The sequence below is a fragment of the Nocardioides mesophilus genome, from assembly GCF_014395785.1.
Taxonomy (GTDB): domain Bacteria; phylum Actinomycetota; class Actinomycetes; order Propionibacteriales; family Nocardioidaceae; genus Nocardioides_B; species Nocardioides_B mesophilus.
In genome coordinates, this window is sequence record NZ_CP060713.1 from 2,642,719 (window position 1) to 2,659,322 (window position 16,604).

A 16,604-nucleotide genomic window follows, 5' to 3' on the forward strand; every position below is an offset into this window, starting at 1 on the left:
TGCCGGGGCTGAGACGCATCACGATCCAACTGACGAGAAGGAGCATCGAGAGAGATGCCGAAGATCCTGGAGTTCGACGAGCAAGGCCGCCGGTCGCTCGAGCGGGGCGTGGACGCCCTCGCCAACGCGGTCAAGGTGACGCTCGGCCCCAAGGGCCGTTACGTCGTCCTCGACAAGAAGTGGGGAGCCCCCACCATCACCAACGACGGCGTGACCGTCGCCCGTGAGGTGGAGCTGGACGACCCGTTCGAGAACCTTGGCGCGCAGCTGGCCAAGGAGGTCGCCACCAAGACCAACGACGTGGCCGGCGACGGCACCACGACCGCCACCGTGCTCGCCCAGGCGATGGTGCACGAGGGTCTCCGCGCGGTGGCCGCCGGTGCCAACCCGATGAGCCTCAAGCGCGGCATGGACCTGGCTGTCGAGGCCGTCGGCCAGGCGCTGCGCGACGCGGCCCGCGACGTCGACGACAAGGCCGACATGGCCGCGGTCGCCACCGTCTCCTCGCGTGACTCCCACATCGGCGAGCTCCTCGCCGAGGCCTTCGACAAGGTGGGCAAGGACGGTGTCATCACCGTCGAGGAGTCCAACACGATGGGCACCGAGCTCGACTTCACCGAGGGCATGCAGTTCGACAAGGGCTACATCTCGCCCTACTTCGTGACCGACGCCGAGCGGATGGAGGCCGTCCTCGACGACCCGTACATCCTGCTGCACCAGGGCAAGATCAGCGCGATCGCCGACCTGCTGCCGCTGCTCGAGAAGGTCATCCAGGCCGGCAAGCCGCTCTTCATCCTCGCCGAGGACGTGGAGGGCGAGGCGCTCTCCACCCTGGTGGTCAATAAGATCCGCGGCACCTTCAACGCCGCCGCGGTCAAGGCTCCGGCCTTCGGTGACCGCCGCAAGGCCATGCTCGAGGACATCGCGATCCTCACCGGCGGCCAGGTCATCGCCCCCGAGGTCGGCCTGAAGCTCGACCAGGTGGGTCTCGAGGTGCTGGGCCAGGCCCGTCGCGTCGTGATCACCAAGGACGACACCACGATCGTCGAGGGCGGCGGCGACACCGCAGCCGTCCAGGGCCGGGTCAACCAGATCAAGGCCGAGATCGAGAACACCGACTCCGACTGGGACCGCGAGAAGCTCCAGGAGCGTCTCGCAAAGCTCGCCGGGGGTGTCTGCGTGGTCCGCGTCGGCGCCGCCACCGAGGTGGAGCTGAAGGAGAAGAAGCACCGCATCGAGGACGCCGTCTCCGCGACGCGCGCCGCCATCGAGGAGGGCATCATCGCCGGCGGTGGGTCTGCCCTGATCCACGCCGTCTCCGTCCTCGCCGACGGTCTCGGCCTGACCGGCGACGAGGCCACCGGTGTCCGGGTGGTGGCCAAGGCCGCTGACGAGCCGCTGCGCTGGATCGCCGAGAACGGCGGGGTCAACGGGTACGTCGTCGTCACCAAGGTCCGCGAGGGCAAGGTCGGCCACGGCTACAACGCCGCCACCGAGGAGTACGGCGACCTCGTCGCCCAGGGCGTGCTCGACCCGGTCAAGGTGACCCGGTCCGCGCTGGTCAACGCCTCCTCGATCGCCGGCATGCTGCTGACGACCGAGACCCTGGTCGTCGAGAAGCCCGAGCAGGAGGACGACCAGCCCGCCGGTGGCCACGGCCACGGGCACGGCCACGGCCACTGAGGTCCGGCTCCACCAGCACCAGCATCATCAGCAGCACCCAGCGCAGCACCAGCCGCGCCGACGCGACGCCGCCCGGGACCTCTCGGGCGGCGTTTCGTCGTCACGTGACCCGCGCCGCACCGCGGTCACGGTTTCGGCCCCCGCCGGTCCGGGCATCGTCAGGCGACGACCGCACTGACCTGTCGCATCGAGGACCGGAGGCACCCGTGGACTGGCTGATCGGCAGCAGTGACGCTCGAAAGGGCGCAGAGATCGCGCGCACCCTGGTGGCGGAGCACCTGCAGCGCCACGCCCTCGAGCAGTCCGCAGTCGGACCGGTCCACCAGATCCTCAGGGACCGGCTGCCTGGTGCGTTCGAGAGGGCCGGCGGGAAGCCGGTGCTGCTGGTCTTCGACTGGCTCCAGGCCACGCCGGTGCTCGTGGTCTCCCGCGTCGACGAGCCGGCCGAGGTCGTGGCGGAGGTGCTCGCCGACGAGTCGGTGCCGCCCGCCCTTCGCGCCGGGGTCCGTGCGTGGAGCCGCGGCGAGCTCGACACGCTCGCGCTGCCCGTGGAGCGCAGCCGCCAGCAGACCTTCGCCGCCGGGCCGCCGCCGATCGTGGCGCCCGGCCTCGACCTCGAGCGACAGGGCGCCGCGGTCGTGGCGATCGCCCTGGCCACCGCCCTCGAGGCGCACCCGAGCGTCTCCGCGTCACAGGCGGCCTCGATCGCCGGCTCGATGATCGCCACCGCCGGAGCGGAGCAGACGGAGATCTCCGACGCGCTGTCGGCGGCCGAGACCTTCGTCCGGCTGCACAACGCCCTGGGCAGCGACGCCCACGTGGTGGCGGCCGACCAGGACCGGATCGAGATCGCGGTCGCGCGCTGCCCGTTCGGCACCCGCGAGGGCCAGACCAGCGCACTGTGCCACGTCTCCACCGGGATGGCCGGTCAGCTCGCGGCCCGGGTGCGCGGGGAGTCGCTGGTGGTGCTGGACGAGTCGGTCGCCCACGGCGACCCCGAGTGCCACCTGCAGATCCTGCTGGGGGAGTCGCTCGGTGGCGACGTCGACGGGCAGACCTACTTCTGGCCGCCGCGGGCCACCTCGCCGGTCGCTCCGGCCCCGCACCTCGACCTCTCGGTCAGCCTGCCGCGCGAGAGCGTCAGCGTCCCCGTGGTACGCCGGCTGGCGGCCCAGGCGCTGCGGGCCTTCGGCGTCGACGAGGAGAACGTCGACGACGTACAGCTGGCGATCACCGAGGCCTGCGGCAACGTCATCGACCACGCCGGGGAGACCGACACCTACGAGGTCAAGATCGAGCTCGCGGCCGATCGCTGTGCGATCACGGTCATCGACCAGGGCGCCGGCTTCGACGCCACCGCGGTGCCCGAGCAGGCAGCGGTCGACGCCGAGATGGGCCGCGGGCTCACCCTGATGCGGGCGCTGGTGGACAACGTGGCCTTCCACAACGAGCCGCAGGCGGGGGCCGTCGTGCACATGGTCAAGCAGCTCACCTACGACTCCGACCACCCGCTGCACCGCTGAGCGGTGCGCCCGGCCAGGCGGCGGGGGGCGGTCGATGAGTTCGGGGTGCCCGGCCGGTCCAAGCAGGTGAGTCGTCCCGCCGGGACACCGACCGGCAGGAGCCGCGCATGTCCGAGCAGCAGCCCGAGCGGCCCGGCGGACGGCGGCGCCCGTCGCGGCAGATCTACGTCCACCTCCCGGTGGCGGACCTGGCCTCGTCGATAGCGTTCTTCACCGCCCTGGGCTTCGACGTGGCCCCGGATTCCACCGACGCCGACGCCACCGCGCTCGTGGTCGGCGAGGCGGCCTTCGTGATGCTGCTGACCCGCCCGTTCTTCGCCGGCTTCACCCGCAAGCCGGTCGCGGACCCGACGGTCACCGAGGTCACCGTGGCGGTCTCGGCACGCACGCGGCGCGAGGTCGACGAGCTGGTCGACCGTGCCCTGGAGCTCGGTGCGCAGCCGTGCCGAGAGGCGCAGGACCGCGGCTTCATGTACGGCCGCAGCTTCTACGACCTCGACGGCCACCTCTGGGAGCTGATCTGGTCCGACCCGGACGCGTTCGCGGCCTGACCCCGGAAGTTCTCCGGCGCGAAACCTGCGGGCAGCACCCCTGGAACATCGACGGGCCACGCTGGGCAGCGACCCCCTCGTCGCGACCACCGGGAGCCCCCATGCTGTGGAGAGTCCGTACGACGCTCGCCGACCGACCGGGCGCCCTGGCCCACCTGGCCCGGCGCTGCGGCGAGCGCACGGTGAACATCCTGGGGCTGCAGATCTTCCCCGGGGTCGACGGCGTCACCGACGAGCTGGTGCTGCGGGCCCCCGAGGGGTGGGGGGTCACGGAGCTGACCGCCCTCGTCGAGGCCGCAGGCGGCACCCGGATCTCGGTCGGCCGGTGCAGCGAGCACGCGTTGGCCGACGGCCCGACCCGGCACCTGAGCGCGATCCGAGCGGTGCTGCACGGCACCTCCCCGGTCGGGGCGGTCCTCGCCGATCTGCTCGACGCCGACCCGGTCGGTGCGACCGGACCGCAGGAGCGTCTCGAGGTGGACGTCGCCGGGCAGCGGGTGGAGGTCCGCCGAACCGAGCCGTTCACCGGGACCGAGCATGCCCGGGCGCAGGCCTTCGCCGCGCTCGTCGGCGACCTCGTCGAGCGCGGGCTCACCGACCCGGTGCCCGAGCCGGCCGCCCCGCCCGGTCGGCCGGTCGGCCGGTCGGCGCACGGGGTGCTGCTCCGTGAGGGCACCCTCGACGACGTGCCGGCGCTGCTGGCCATGCACGCGCGTTGCTCGGCGGACACCGTCTACCGGCAGTACGCCGCCCCGCTGGCGCGTCTGGACGCCCGGCTGGCCCGGCGGATCCTCCGGGGCGGCGAGGGCAGCCTCGTGGCCGAGGCGTCGGGCGCCGTGGTCGGCCTGGCCGCGCTGGCCGCCGCCGTGGGCGACACCTGCGAGCTGTCGCTGCTGGTCGAGGACGGCTGGCAGCGGCGCGGCGTCGGCACCCGGCTGCTGGCTGCGGCGACCCGTCTGGCCGCGTCCGCGGGCATCGCGGAGGTGCTGCTGCGCGGACCGGCGGAGAACCCCGCCGCCATTGCGATGGTCTTCGGCTCCGGGCTGCGGGCCCGGGTCAGGCTGCACGACGAGGAGCTGCAGGTCACCGTGTCGACCCGGGGCCTGGCGGCGGCCTCGCCGGCGGCGACCGGGGCACCCGGCACGGTCGGGGCCGCGTCGGCAGCCTCAGCCCGGCTGGTCCGGGGCGGTCGCCGGGGCTGAGCCCCGGACGACGACCGGAGGGGCGGCGACCTCGGCGACCCCGGCGACCGGCACCTCCAGCACGACGGTGGCGCCGCCGCCCGCCGTCGCGGCGGTGCCCGGGTCCTCGATCCGGACCGACCCGCCGAGCGTCTCGGCGACGGCCCGGACCAGCGACAGCCCCAACCCGCTGCCGCGGGTGCTGCGGCTCTCGTCGGCCCGCGCGAAGCGGTCGAACGCCCGGTGCCGGACCGAGTCGGGGAACCCGGCGCCCTCGTCGTGCACCTCGAGGCGCAGCAGGCCGTCGTGCAGCGAGGCGATGACCGAGACCGCGCCCTCGCCGTGCCGCAGGGCGTTGGAGACGAGGTTGGTCACCGCCATCTCGAGCCAGCGCCGGTCGACCCGTACTACCGCCGCTGGAGCGTCGACCCGCAGCCGGCGGCCCTGCCCGTCCGCCGTCCGCTCGAAGCGGCCGACCACCTCGTGGAGCCAGCGCCGGAGGTCCATCTCCTCGGGCACGGCCACGGCCGCGCCGGAGCGCAGCTCCTCGAGGTCGAGCAGGGCGTTGGACAGCTCCACCAGCCGGCCCACCTGGGACTGCAGCGACTCGAGCACCTCGGCGACCTCGGCGGGGGACCGGGGCCGGTGCCGGGCCCACTCGATCTCGGCGGCCAGCAGCGACAGCGGGGTGCGCAGCTCGTGCGAGGCGTCGGCGAGGAACGAGCGCTCACGCAGCTGTGCCGCCTCGATCTGGGCCAGCAGGCCGTTGAAGGTGTGACCGAGCCGGGTCAGCTCGTCGCCGCGCTCCTCGTCGACGGGCAGCCGTCCGCCCGGGTCCTCGTGCATCGAGTCGACCGCCACCCGGTAGTCGTGCACCGGCCGCAGCGCCGCCCGCGCGGTCCGGTAGCCCACCACCGCGGCCGCGACCAGGGTCAGCGCGCCGCCGAGCACCAGCTGCAGCAGCAGCTCGCGCAGCGCCTCGTCGTGCCGGGACCGGTCCAGGCCCACGGCCAGCACCCGTTCGCCCTCGGGGGTGCTCACCCGGGTGAGCCGCAGCCGGTAGGCGCGGTCGGGAACCGGGAGGAACGTGCCGACGTCGAGCTCGGCGGGGGCGGCTCCGAGCCCGCGTACGGCGGCGGCCCCGACAACCGGGGCGGAGCTGCCGTTGCTGGAGTCCAGCAGCCGCCCGGTGGTGGTGTAGGTCTGCCAGACCTCGTCGTGGGCGGCGGGAGGTGGCGCGTCGCCCCGCTCCACCCGGGCGACCGCGGCGTCGCTGACGGTCCCCAGGTCGCTCTCGAGCTGCCGGTCCAGGGCGAACGCCACGCGCGAGTAGATGAACGTCGAGACCACGGCGAGCACCACCGCCATCGACAGCACCACCGTGACCACCAGCCGGGTCACGATCGGACGGCCGCCGACCAGGCGCTGCCACGGCGTCACGGAAGCCGCTCCAGCCGGTAGCCGACGCCGCGCACGGTTCCGATCCGCACCGACGACGACGCCTCCAGGTGGGCGCGCAGCTTCGAGACGTGCACCTCGATGGCGTTGCTCTGCAGCTCGACCTCGTTGTCCCAGACCTCGTCGAGGAGCCGTTGCCGCGACACCACCCGGCCGGGCGGGTCCAGCAGGGTGCGGAGCACCGCGAACTCGCGGCGCGACAGCTTCACCTCGATGTCCGCGACCCAGCAGCGGTGCAGCTCGGGGTCCAGGACGACGTCGCCGAGGCGGCGCGCCGAGGTCCCCGGCTCCTTGCGGCGCAGGATCGCCCGGAGCCGGGCGTGCAGCTCCTCGAGCGCGAACGGCTTCACGAGGTAGTCGTCCGCGCCGGCCTCCAGCCCGGCCACCCGCTCGTGGACGGCGCCGCGGGCGGTCAGCATCAGCACCGGTACGTCGTCGCCCTCGGCCCGCAGGGTCCGGCAGACCGTCGTACCGCTCATCCGGGGCAGCATCAGGTCCAGCACCACCGCGTCGACGTCGCCGGCGCGGCAGGCGGCCAGCGCGGACTCGCCGTCGTAGCAGCCGCTCGAGCGGATGCCGAGGTCGTCGAGGTAGCGCCTGACCAGCTCGACCATCCGTGGCTCGTCGTCGACGACCAACACGTGCACGTCCCCAGCGTAGGTGGGCGGGGCCTGCTACGCGTTCACGCTTCCTTCACGAACCGGCCATAACGTCGCTGCCAGACGTTCACCACTGGATTCGAAGGGACTGAGACGCATGGCGTGGCTGACCTACGCAGGCTCACTGGTCGGGCTCGGGCTCGACGTGCTCTGCCTGTTCGTGCTGGCGGGCTGGCTCTACCGGCGGCGCTCCGCTGCGCCGGAGATGACCCTGGTACTGACCGCGCTGAACATCGGCCTGTTCGCCGCCGTGGCCGCGATCGGCTCCGGCGACTTCCCCACCGGGATCGGCTTCGGGCTCTTCGGCCTGCTCAGCCTGGTGCGCCTGCGCAGCGCCGCCTTCACGCTCAAGGACATGGCCTACACGTTCTCGGCGCTGGTGCTCGCGCTGGTCAACGGTCTCCCGGAGCGCTCGCTGCCGCTGGTCCTCGCGCTCGACGCGGTGGTGCTGCTGGCGATGTGGCTGGTGGACGACACCCGGCTCTCGCCGCCGACCCGGGTGATGCGGATGACGCTGGACCGGGCCGTGGTGGACCCCGCCGAGGTGCGCGCCGAGGTGACCGCCCGGTTGGGGTCGGCGCCGCGCGCCGTCGCGGTGGAGTCGGTCGACTACGTGCGCGAGACCACGGTCGTGTCGGTGCGTCGCGAGATCGACGAGGAGCCGATCGCCGACACCCGGCTCGAGGACCTGGAGACCCTGCACGAGGGGGCCGGCCGTGGCTGAGCCCATCGACCTGTCGCAGCTGACCCCGGTGTCGCTCGCCGAGGTGGTCGCCGAGGCGGCCGCGCTCACCCGGGTGGACCGCAAGTACGTCGTCCCGGTCGAGGTCGCGCAGCAGGTGGTCGACCGGCTGGGCAGTCACCGGGTGCTGACCTTCGGGACGCGCTGCTGGACGACGTACCGCACCGTCTACTTCGACACCCCTGACCTCGCGGCCTGCCGCGCGCACGTGCAGCAGCGCCGCCGGCGGTGGAAGGCCCGGACCCGGCTCTACGTCGAGGACCGGCACTGCCGCGTCGAGGTGAAGGCCCGCACCGGCGGGGCGGTCACCCACAAGCGGTTCACCGACGCACCCGCCGAGGACTTCGGCCGGCTCGGTGCCGCCGAGGCCAGGTTCATCCACGCCGAGCTCACCGGCCTCGGCTTCGCGCCGGCGAGCCGGCTGGCCCCCGCCATGGAGATCGGCTACCGGCGCGCCACGCTCGCGGACCTGACCGCCGGCACCCGGGTCACGATCGACCGTGAGATGCGCGCGTCCCGGGCCGGGGTCGACGTGGTGCTGGACCGCTCCCACGTGCTGCTGGAGACCAAGGGCGGGCTGCGGCCGGGGGAGGCCGACCTGGTGCTGCTCTCGCTGGGCGTGCGGCCGCGGTCCTTCAGCAAGTACGCCGCCTCGGTGTCGCTGAGCGAGCCCGGCATCGCCGACAACGACGTCCGCTCGATGCTGGGGCACGAGCTGCACGTGCTGTCCGGAGGTGTTTGGTGAGGCGCCGGCAGGGCCGCCCGGCCGGCAGGCGCGGCCACGACACCCGACTGGTCGTCACGCTGGTCGTCGCGGTGCTCGCGGTGACCCTCGGGCTGCTGGCGCCCTGGGGCTACGCCACCTTCGTGAACACCTCGGCCAAGGACCGCATCGAGGCCGCGCCGCCGCCGCCGCTGTTCACCGACAGCCAGGTGGCGCCGACGGCGCGCGAGGTGCTCGCCCAGGGCGACCCGGCGAGCGCGATGCTGCAGCAGTGGTGGAGCGGCCACGGGCGGGCCCGCGACGACGCGGCGTTCACCGCGTGGCTGGAGAGCAGCTTCCCGGCGCCGCCCGGGGAGTCGACCCGCAAGGCCCAGATGGCGGAGGTGGAGCGGCTCGACCTGCTCCGCTCCGACGCGGGCGTGAAGGCCGCCAGCTGGCTGGAGTCCTTCGGCAAGGACGACGTCTGGAAGCTCTACGCCCACGACCAGGGCGAGATGCTCGCCGCCGCCGTGGGCGACTCGCGGAAGTCGCACCTGAAGGACATGCTCAAGATGTCCAAGGACGTCGCCGACGCGCTGGGCGCCCGGTTCGGCCAGTCCGCGCCCTACGTCACCGAGCCGCGGCTGCGACCCGACCACACCGTCGTCCCGGGGCAGGTCTGCCCGTGCTCCTACCCCTCGCGGCACGCGGCCGCCGGAGCCGCGGCCCGCAGCTATCTCGGGGCGCTGGACCCGCACCGGGCCGAGGACTACCGCTGGACCGAGTCGCAGATCGACTACAGCCGCGTCTACATGGCCGGGCACTACCCGGCCGACGTGGACGCCGGCGCCCTGCTGGGGGACATGATCGGGCAGTACTTCCTGGTCACCCGCGAGCACCGCTCGCCCGCCCAGGCGGCGGCCGGGCCGACGCCGGAGCCGCGCCGGTAGGATGGGGTCCCGTGTCCACCGCTCCTGAGAAGGGCTCCATGACAGCCTCCAACGAAGCTGGGACCTCCGCCGGCGTGCCGGACAAGTTCGCAGCGCTCGGCCTCACCTACGACGACGTGCTGCTGCTGCCGGGGCACTCCGACCTGGCGCCGTCCGACATCGACACCCGGTCCCGGCTGACCCGCGAGATCACCCTCAACGTGCCGCTGGTCAGCGCCGCGATGGACACCGTCACCGAGTCCCGGATGGCGATCGCGATGGCTCGTGAGGGCGGCCTCGGGGTGCTGCACCGCAACCTCTCGATCCAGGACCAGGCCTACCAGGTCGACCTGGTGAAGCGGACCCAGACCGGCATCATCTCCAACCCGGTGACGATCGGCCCCGACGCCACCCTGGAGGAGCTCGACCGCCTCTGCGGGGAGTACCGCGTCTCCGGGCTGCCCGTGGTCGACACCGACAACCGGCTGCTCGGCATCATCACCAACCGCGACCTGCGGTTCACCCCGGTCGCGGAGTGGAGCTCGCTGAAGGTGGACGAGGTGATGACCCCGATGCCGCTGATCACCGGCCCGGTCGGGATCAGCCGCGAGGAGGCCACGCTGCTGCTGCGCAAGCACAAGCGCGAGCGGCTGCCGCTGGTCGACGACCAGGGGCGCCTGGCCGGTCTGATCACGGTCAAGGACTTCGTCAAGGGCGAGCAGTTCCCGCACGCGTCGTACGACGCCGACGGCCGCCTGCTCGTCGGCGCCGCGATCGGCTACTTCGGCGACGCCTGGCTGCGCGCCACCACCCTCGTCGAGGCCGGCGCGGACGTGCTGGTCGCCGACACCGCGCACGGCAACGTCCGGCTGCTGCTCGACATGGTCCGGCGGCTCAAGACCGATCCGGGCACCCGGCACGTCCAGGTCATCGGCGGCAACGTCGCCACCCGGGAGGGCGCCCAGGCGTTCGTCGACGCGGGGGCCGACGCGGTCAAGGTCGGCGTCGGACCGGGGTCCATCTGCACCACCCGGGTGGTCACCGGCGTCGGGGTGCCGCAGGTCACCGCGGTCTACGAGGCGTCCCTGGCCACCAGGCCCGCCGGCATCCCACTGATCGCCGACGGCGGCATGAAGCACTCCGGCGAGATCGCCAAGGCCCTGGTGGCCGGTGCCGACACCGTGATGCTCGGCTCGCTGCTGGCCGGCTGCGACGAGAGCCCGGGCGACCTGGTCTTCGTCAACGGCAAGCAGTACAAGTCCTACCGGGGCATGGGCTCGCTGGCCGCGATGTCCAGCCGGGGCAAGAAGTCCTACTCCAAGGACCGCTACTTCCAGGCCGAGGTCGCCAGCGACGACAAGATCGTCCCCGAGGGCATCGAGGGCCAGGTCGCCTACCGCGGCCCGCTGGCGGCGGTGGCCCACCAGCTCATCGGCGGCCTGAACCAGTCGATGTTCTACGTCGGCGCCCGCACCGTGGCCGAGCTCCAGGACAAGGGCAGGTTCGTCAGGATCACCTCGGCGTCGCTCACCGAGAGCCACCCGCACGGTGTGCAGATGACCGTCGAGGCGCCGAACTACACCGGTCGATAGGCTCCGCGCATGCAAGAGATCGAGATCGGTCGGGCCAAGCGCGGACGCCGCGCGTACTCCTTCGACGACGTCGCCATCGTGCCCTCGCGGCGCACGCGCGACCCCGAGGAGGTCTCGGTCGCCTGGCAGATCGACGCCTACCGCTTCGAGCTGCCGATCCTGGCGGCCCCGATGGACTCGGTGATGTCGCCGGAGACCGCGGTCGCCTTCGGCCAGGCGGGCGGCCTCGGCGTGCTCGACCTCGAGGGGCTGTGGACGCGGTACGACGACCCGAGCGACCTGCTCGCGGAGGTGGCCGGCCTGCAGGGCGAGGAGGCCACCCGACGGCTGCAGGAGATCTACGCCGAGCCGGTCCGGGCCGAGCTGATCACCGAGCGGCTGCGCCAGATGCGCGCGTCCGGGGTGACCGTCGCCGGCTCGCTGTCCCCGCAGCGCACCAAGGAGTTCGGCAAGACCGTCGTCGACGCGGGCGTGGACATGTTCGTGATCCGCGGGACCACCGTCTCCGCCGAGCACGTCTCCGGGCAGTCGGAGCCGCTGAACCTCAAGGAGTTCATCTACGAGCTCGACGTGCCGGTGATCGTCGGCGGCTGCGCGACCTACCAGGCGGCGCTGCACCTGATGCGCACCGGCGCGGCGGGCGTGCTGGTCGGCTTCGGCGGCGGCGCGGCGCACACCACCCGCAGCGTCCTGGGCGTCGCGGTGCCGATGGCCAGCGCGATCGCCGACGTCGCCGCGGCTCGCCGTGACTACCTCGACGAGTCCGGCGGCCGCTACGTCCACGTGATCGCCGACGGCTCGATCGGCCGCTCCGGCGACGTCGCCAAGGCGATCGCCTGCGGCGCCGACGCGATGATGATCGGCTCGCCGCTGGCCCGGGCCTCCGAGGCGCCGGGGCGCGGGTTCCACTGGGGCTCCGAGGCGTGGCACGCCGAGCTGCCGCGCGGCGAGCGGATCGCGATCGGCACCGTCGGCAGCCTCCAGGAGATCCTCTTCGGCCCCTCCCGGGTCGCCGACGGCACGATGAACCTCGTCGGCGCGCTGCGCCGGGCGATGGCGACCACCGGCTACACCGAGCTCAAGGAGTTCCAGCGGGTCGAGGTCGTCGTCCAGTGAGCGGTCCGCGCCGCGACGTCCGGCGGACCGTGCGCGACAGGCCCCGGTCCGGATGACGTCCGCGGGGGTGCTGCGGGTGGCGGCCGCCCAGGCCGAGTCGGTCTCCGGCGACGTCCCCGCGAACGTGGCGACCGCGGTGTCGCTGGTGCGGGCCGCGGCCCGGGGCGGTGCCCGGCTGGTGGTGCTGCCCGAGCTCTTCCTCACCGGGTACGACGTCGCGGCCTGGACCCCCGAGGGCTGCCTGCGGCCTGACGACGCGGTCCTCGAGCCGCTGCGGTCGGCCGCCCGGGAAGGCGCGATCGCGGTCGTGGTCGGTGCCGCGGTGGCCCACGAGGACGGCCGGCACACCCTGTCGGTGCTCGTGGTCGCCCCCGACGGAACCACCACCGCGCCGTACGACAAGCAGCACCTGTTCGCCGACGAGCGCGAGTTCTTCGACGCCGGCGACCACGGCGCCTCGATCACCCTCGACGGCTGGGAGCTCGGCCTCGGGGTCTGCTACGACGGCTGCTTCCCGAGCACGCGGCGGCCGCCGCCGCAGCGGGGGCGACGGCGTACCTCTGCCCGTCGGCGTACTTCGTCGGCTCGGAGCACCGGCGGGACCTCTACTACGCCGCCCGCGCGATCGACAACGGCATCTACGTCGTCTTCGCCGGCCTGACCGGGCGGTGCGGGGACTGGAGGTTCAACGGCGGCAGCGCCGTCTACGAGCCCGAGGGCCGCCCGCTCGACCGGGTCGGCGACGCGTCACCTGCGGTGGCCTTCGCCGACCTCGACCCGGCCGAGGTGCGCCGCTTCCAGGCGGCACACCCGGTCGCGCGCGACCGGGTCGACCAGCTCGCCCGACGCCACCTGCTCGCCCTCGCCTAGCCGGCTGGACCGCGGGCCGCAGGGTGGGGCCGCGCGGCGGTCAGGACCCGGCCGCCGGTGTGCCGCCGAACCGGAGCACCAGGGCCGCCCCGATCTCCGCGTGCCGGACCAGGAACGCCCGCTCGTCGAGGCGCTTGCGCCGCAGCCAGCCGGTGACCTCGGAGTTGCACTTGCTGGCGTTGCAGGAGCCGCAGGCCGGCGCGATGTTGTCGAGCGTGTAGCGGCCACCGCGGGAGAGCGGCAGGACGCAGTCGCGCTGCAGCGGCCTGCCGGTCGCCCCGCAGTAGGCACAACCTCCCCAGGCCGCCTGGAGGGCGCTCCACTGCTCGCTGCTGAGGTCGTGCTCGACGGCGGCGAGGCGACGCTTGCGCTTGCGGGCGCTGCGCGCCCTGCGGCTCCGGTCCAGCGCCATCGACCCAGCCTAGGGGCCCGGAGCCCGGCTCCAGCGGCCCGGAGCAGCGACTCGCCGGCTCCGCGGCGCTCGGGGGTGAGTCGTGGATCACGGAGCGCCGGGTGCCTGCAAACCGGAACCGGCGGGTACCGGTGCGGCTACGGCACGATCAACCAGAACGGACGCATATGACTACGCACAGCCACACCACCACCCGCACGACCGACAAGACCCTGGTGCAGAAGGCCGCAGCCGCGGTCGGCGCCGTGTTCCTGCTGGTCGGCATCCTCGGCTTCGTGCCCGGGATCACCACCAACTACGACGCGCTGCAGGTGGCCGGCCACGAGTCCGGCGCCAAGCTGATCGGCCTCTTCGAGGTCTCGGTGCTGCACAACATCGTGCACCTGCTCTTCGGCATCGCCGGCCTGGCGATGGCGCGCACCGCCTCCAGCGCCCGCAACTTCCTCATCGGCGGCGGCGCCGTCTACCTGGTCCTCTGGGTCTACGGGCTCGTCGTGGACCACGACTCGGCGGCCAACTTCGTGCCGCTGAACACCGCGGACAACTGGCTGCACTTCGTCCTGGGCGTGGCCATGATCGCGCTGGGCGTCGTGCTCGGCAAGAAGGCCGCGGACGCCGCTGGCCCCCACCTCGGCTGAGCGGCGGCCGGCACACCCGCTTTTTGCGGAGTTGTGCAACTGCGCAAACTGCCGTCTTGTGAGCGGCTGCGTGCCAGGTGATCCTCACAGTCCGGCCCGGGACGACTTCGTCCCGGGCCGGACGTGAGGCGCTGGAGATCCTGGCGCCCCGTCACAGAGAAAGGCACGCGCGTGAAGCGAGCACCTCTCGGGAGTGGCGCCCTGGCCGCAGCCGTCGCGCTCAGCACGACGGCCGTCCTGGCCACCGTCGCCCCGGCGGAGGCGGTCGACCAGACCCTCTCCGGCTCATCGGCCCTGCACCGGCCGGATCCCTCGTTCACCCCCGGGAGCGGGCGGCCGCCGTGGCGCGGGCCCGCGCCGAGCGACCCGGCACCGAGCAGGCCCTGCGCCTCGGTGAGCGGGTCCACCTCGTCGTCAAGGACGTCGTCGCCGACACGGACGGCACCCGGCACGTCCGCTACGACCGCACGTTCGCCGGCCTGCCCGTCATCGGGGGTGACCTCGTCGTCCACGAGGGTCCGGGTCGCCGGCTCTCCGGGGTGGAGTGGTCGACCGAGCGACCCGTGGCCGTCGCCTCCACCGAGGCGACCGTCGCCCCTACGGACGCGGCCGCCCGGTCCGCCCGCGCCACCGGACTGCGGGACACCGGCGCGCCGCGCAAGGTCGTGTACGCCGTGCAGCACCGGCCGGTGCTCGCCTGGGAGACCACGGTCACCGGGACCGACGCGGAGGGCGGACCGGTGGAGAGCCTCGTCTACACCGACGCACGCTCCGGTCGGCTGCTCGGCACCGACGAGGTCGTCAAGCACGCCGACGGCACCGGCTACTCCCAGTACTCCGGCACCGTCACGTTGAAGACCTCGCTGAGCGGGTCGACGTACCAGCTCACCGACGCGACCCGAGGCGGTCACCGCACCCACGACGCCAACGGCTCCACCAGCCAGACCGCCACCGGCACGCTCTTCACCGACGCCGACAACACCTGGGGCAACGGCAGCACCTCGAGCCGGCAGACCGCGGCGGTGGACGCGCACTACGGCGCCGCGGTGACCTGGGACCTCTACCGCGACCTGTTCGGCCGCTCCGGGATCCGCGGTGACGGCGCGGCTGCCTACTCCAAGGTGCACTACGGCAGCAGCTACGAGAACGCCTTCTGGTACGACCCCTGCTTCTGCATGACCTACGGCGACGGCGGTTCCACGCTCAACGCGCTGACCTCGCTCGACGTCGCCGGGCACGAGATGTCGCACGGCCTGACCTCGTCCACCGCCGGGCTCGTCTACTCCGGCGACGCGGGCGGCCTCAACGAGGCGACGTCCGACGTGATGGGCACGATGGTGGAGTTCAAGGCCGCGAACAGCAGCGATCCCGGCGACTACTACATCGGGGAGAAGATCTACCGGACCTCCGGTGGCTACCTGCGCCGCATGGACAACCCGGCCGCGGACGGGGCGTCGGTGAACTGCTGGTCCACCTCGACGGCCGGCCTCGACCCGCACTACTCCTCGGGGGTCGGCAACCACGCGTTCTACCTGATGGCCGAGGGGTCGGGCACCAAGACCATCGGCGGTCGCACCCACACGAGCAGCACCTGCAACGGCACCTCGGTCACCGGGATCGGCCGCGACGCGGCGGCGAAGATCTGGTACCGGGCGCTGAGCGCCTACATGACCTCGACGACGACCTACCCGCAGGCGGCCGGCTACCTGGTCCGGGCGGCCAAGGACCTGTACGGCGCCTCGTCGACCCAGTGCGTCACCACGCTCGCCGCCTGGAAGGGCGTCTCGACCAGCACCTCGGAGACCTGCGGCACCAGCACCCCGCCGCCGACCGGCGGGAACCTGCTCGCCAACCCCGGCTTCGAGTCCGCGGCCGTCTCATGGAGCGCGACGTCGGGGGCGATCACGAACGCGACGGGCGGCTCGCCCCGGTCGGGGTCGTGGTACGCGTGGCTCGACGGGTACGGCGCCGCGCACACCGACTACGTGCAGCAGTCGGTCGCGGTTCCCGCAGCGGCACGCGCCACGCTGAGCCTCTACCTCTGGGTGGCCTCGGACGAGACCACGACGGGCACGGCGTACGACACCTTGAAGGTGCAGGTGCTCAGCGGCGGTACGACGAGCACCCTCGCGACCTACTCCAACCTCGACAAGGGCAGCGGCTACGTGCTGAGGACCGTCGACCTGTCGGCCTTCACCGGGCGGACGGTGACGGTGAAGCTCCTCGGGGTGGAGGACGCCTCGCTGGGCACCAGCTTCTTGATCGACGACGTGGTGCTCAGCACCAGCTGAGGAGCACGTCGCCAAGCGGTTGCGCGGGCGTCGGTGACCGAGAGGTCGCCGGCGCCCGTCGTCGTCTCCGGTCGGGCCGGAGGGATCAGCGGCGGGCGGCGCGTCGGGCCGCGCGGGCCCGCTGGGCCAGGCTCGTCTGGGCGCGGTCACGCGCCGAGCGCTGCCGGTCGCGCATCTGCGAAGCAGCGAGGTCGAGCATGAGCAGGGGGGCTGAACCGGTGGACATGGTGGTTCCTTCCGACGTGCGTTCCATCCC

General features: G+C 73.1%; 15 protein-coding genes and 1 pseudogene. 12 read left to right on the plus strand and 4 right to left on the minus strand.

Annotated elements, in window-relative coordinates; all coding sequences use genetic code 11:
• The first annotated feature begins 54 nt into the window (after positions 1 to 54).
• From groL to H9L09_RS12770, 4 genes are all read left to right on the plus strand, one after another.
• Positions 55 to 1,683: a chaperonin GroEL gene (groL, locus tag H9L09_RS12755; protein ID WP_187577303.1), complete on the plus strand. Its 1,629-nt coding sequence runs from the start codon at positions 55 to 57 to the stop codon at positions 1,681 to 1,683.
• A gap of 206 nt (positions 1,684 to 1,889) precedes the next feature.
• Positions 1,890 to 3,206, plus strand: a complete 1,317-nt coding sequence (locus H9L09_RS21650; RefSeq protein ID WP_223164030.1) for an ATP-binding protein — start codon at positions 1,890 to 1,892, stop codon at positions 3,204 to 3,206.
• Between the two features lie 107 nt (positions 3,207 to 3,313).
• Positions 3,314 to 3,757 carry a VOC family protein gene (locus H9L09_RS12765; RefSeq protein ID WP_187577304.1) on the plus strand — a complete coding sequence of 148 codons (444 nt, stop codon included), beginning with the start codon at positions 3,314 to 3,316 and terminating at the stop codon, positions 3,755 to 3,757.
• Positions 3,758 to 3,858: 101 nt separating this feature from the next.
• Complete coding sequence (locus H9L09_RS12770) at positions 3,859 to 4,959, plus strand: GNAT family N-acetyltransferase (RefSeq protein WP_187577305.1); 1,101 nt, start codon at positions 3,859 to 3,861, stop codon at positions 4,957 to 4,959.
• Here H9L09_RS12770 and H9L09_RS12775 read toward each other — a convergent pair.
• Together H9L09_RS12775 and H9L09_RS12780 are read right to left on the minus strand one after the other, a co-directional pair.
• On the minus strand, positions 4,924 to 6,378 hold the full coding sequence (locus H9L09_RS12775) for a sensor histidine kinase (RefSeq protein WP_187577306.1): 1,455 nt from the start codon (positions 6,376 to 6,378) through the stop codon (positions 4,924 to 4,926). The genes H9L09_RS12770 and H9L09_RS12775 overlap by 36 nt on opposite strands.
• Entirely contained in the window at positions 6,375 to 7,043 is a 669-nt protein-coding gene (locus tag H9L09_RS12780; RefSeq protein ID WP_187577307.1) for a response regulator transcription factor, read from the minus strand. Before H9L09_RS12780 ends, H9L09_RS12775 begins: the two co-directional genes overlap by 4 nt.
• Before the next feature lie 109 nt (positions 7,044 to 7,152).
• Between H9L09_RS12780 and H9L09_RS12785 the strand changes: the two genes are divergently transcribed.
• The 6 genes and pseudogenes from H9L09_RS12785 to H9L09_RS12810 all read left to right on the plus strand — a co-directional run.
• Complete coding sequence (locus H9L09_RS12785) at positions 7,153 to 7,779, plus strand: DUF4956 domain-containing protein (protein ID WP_187577308.1); 627 nt, start codon at positions 7,153 to 7,155, stop codon at positions 7,777 to 7,779.
• The gene (locus H9L09_RS12790; protein WP_187577309.1) at positions 7,772 to 8,542 is read left to right on the plus strand and encodes a VTC domain-containing protein; all 771 of its coding nucleotides are present in this window, start codon (positions 7,772 to 7,774) and stop codon (positions 8,540 to 8,542) included. Before H9L09_RS12785 ends, H9L09_RS12790 begins: the two co-directional genes overlap by 8 nt.
• Positions 8,539 to 9,450 carry a phosphatase PAP2 family protein gene (locus H9L09_RS12795; RefSeq protein WP_187577310.1) on the plus strand — a complete coding sequence of 304 codons (912 nt, stop codon included), beginning with the start codon at positions 8,539 to 8,541 and terminating at the stop codon, positions 9,448 to 9,450. The genes H9L09_RS12790 and H9L09_RS12795 overlap by 4 nt, the downstream gene beginning before the upstream one ends.
• 38 nt (positions 9,451 to 9,488) lie before the next feature.
• A complete protein-coding gene (gene guaB, locus H9L09_RS12800) occupies positions 9,489 to 11,021 on the plus strand; it encodes an IMP dehydrogenase (RefSeq protein ID WP_187577311.1) in 1,533 nt (510 codons plus the stop codon).
• Positions 11,022 to 11,030: 9 nt separating this feature from the next.
• Positions 11,031 to 12,137, plus strand: coding sequence for a GuaB3 family IMP dehydrogenase-related protein (locus H9L09_RS12805; protein ID WP_187577312.1), 1,107 nt, complete (start codon positions 11,031 to 11,033; stop codon positions 12,135 to 12,137).
• Between the two features lie 52 nt (positions 12,138 to 12,189).
• Positions 12,190 to 12,875: pseudogene (locus H9L09_RS12810) on the plus strand (carbon-nitrogen hydrolase family protein); the annotation flags it as partial.
• Between the two features lie 172 nt (positions 12,876 to 13,047).
• Here H9L09_RS12810 and H9L09_RS12815 read toward each other — a convergent pair.
• On the minus strand, positions 13,048 to 13,419 hold the full coding sequence (locus H9L09_RS12815) for an HNH endonuclease (RefSeq protein ID WP_187577313.1): 372 nt from the start codon (positions 13,417 to 13,419) through the stop codon (positions 13,048 to 13,050).
• Between the two features lie 167 nt (positions 13,420 to 13,586).
• Here H9L09_RS12815 and H9L09_RS12820 point away from each other — a divergent pair, with 167 nt between their 5' ends.
• Positions 13,587 to 14,057, plus strand: coding sequence for a DUF4383 domain-containing protein (locus H9L09_RS12820; protein ID WP_187577314.1), 471 nt, complete (start codon positions 13,587 to 13,589; stop codon positions 14,055 to 14,057).
• A 341-nt stretch (positions 14,058 to 14,398) separates the two neighbouring features.
• Positions 14,399 to 16,348 (plus strand): M4 family metallopeptidase, encoded by a 1,950-nt coding sequence (locus H9L09_RS12825; protein WP_223164032.1) that lies wholly within the window; start codon positions 14,399 to 14,401, stop codon positions 16,346 to 16,348.
• An 85-nt stretch (positions 16,349 to 16,433) separates the two neighbouring features.
• On the opposite strand, the gene H9L09_RS12830 is transcribed toward H9L09_RS12825, so the two are convergent.
• Positions 16,434 to 16,574 carry a hypothetical protein gene (locus tag H9L09_RS12830; protein ID WP_187577315.1) on the minus strand — a complete coding sequence of 47 codons (141 nt, stop codon included), beginning with the start codon at positions 16,572 to 16,574 and terminating at the stop codon, positions 16,434 to 16,436.
• Between the last annotated feature and the right edge of the window lie 30 nt (positions 16,575 to 16,604).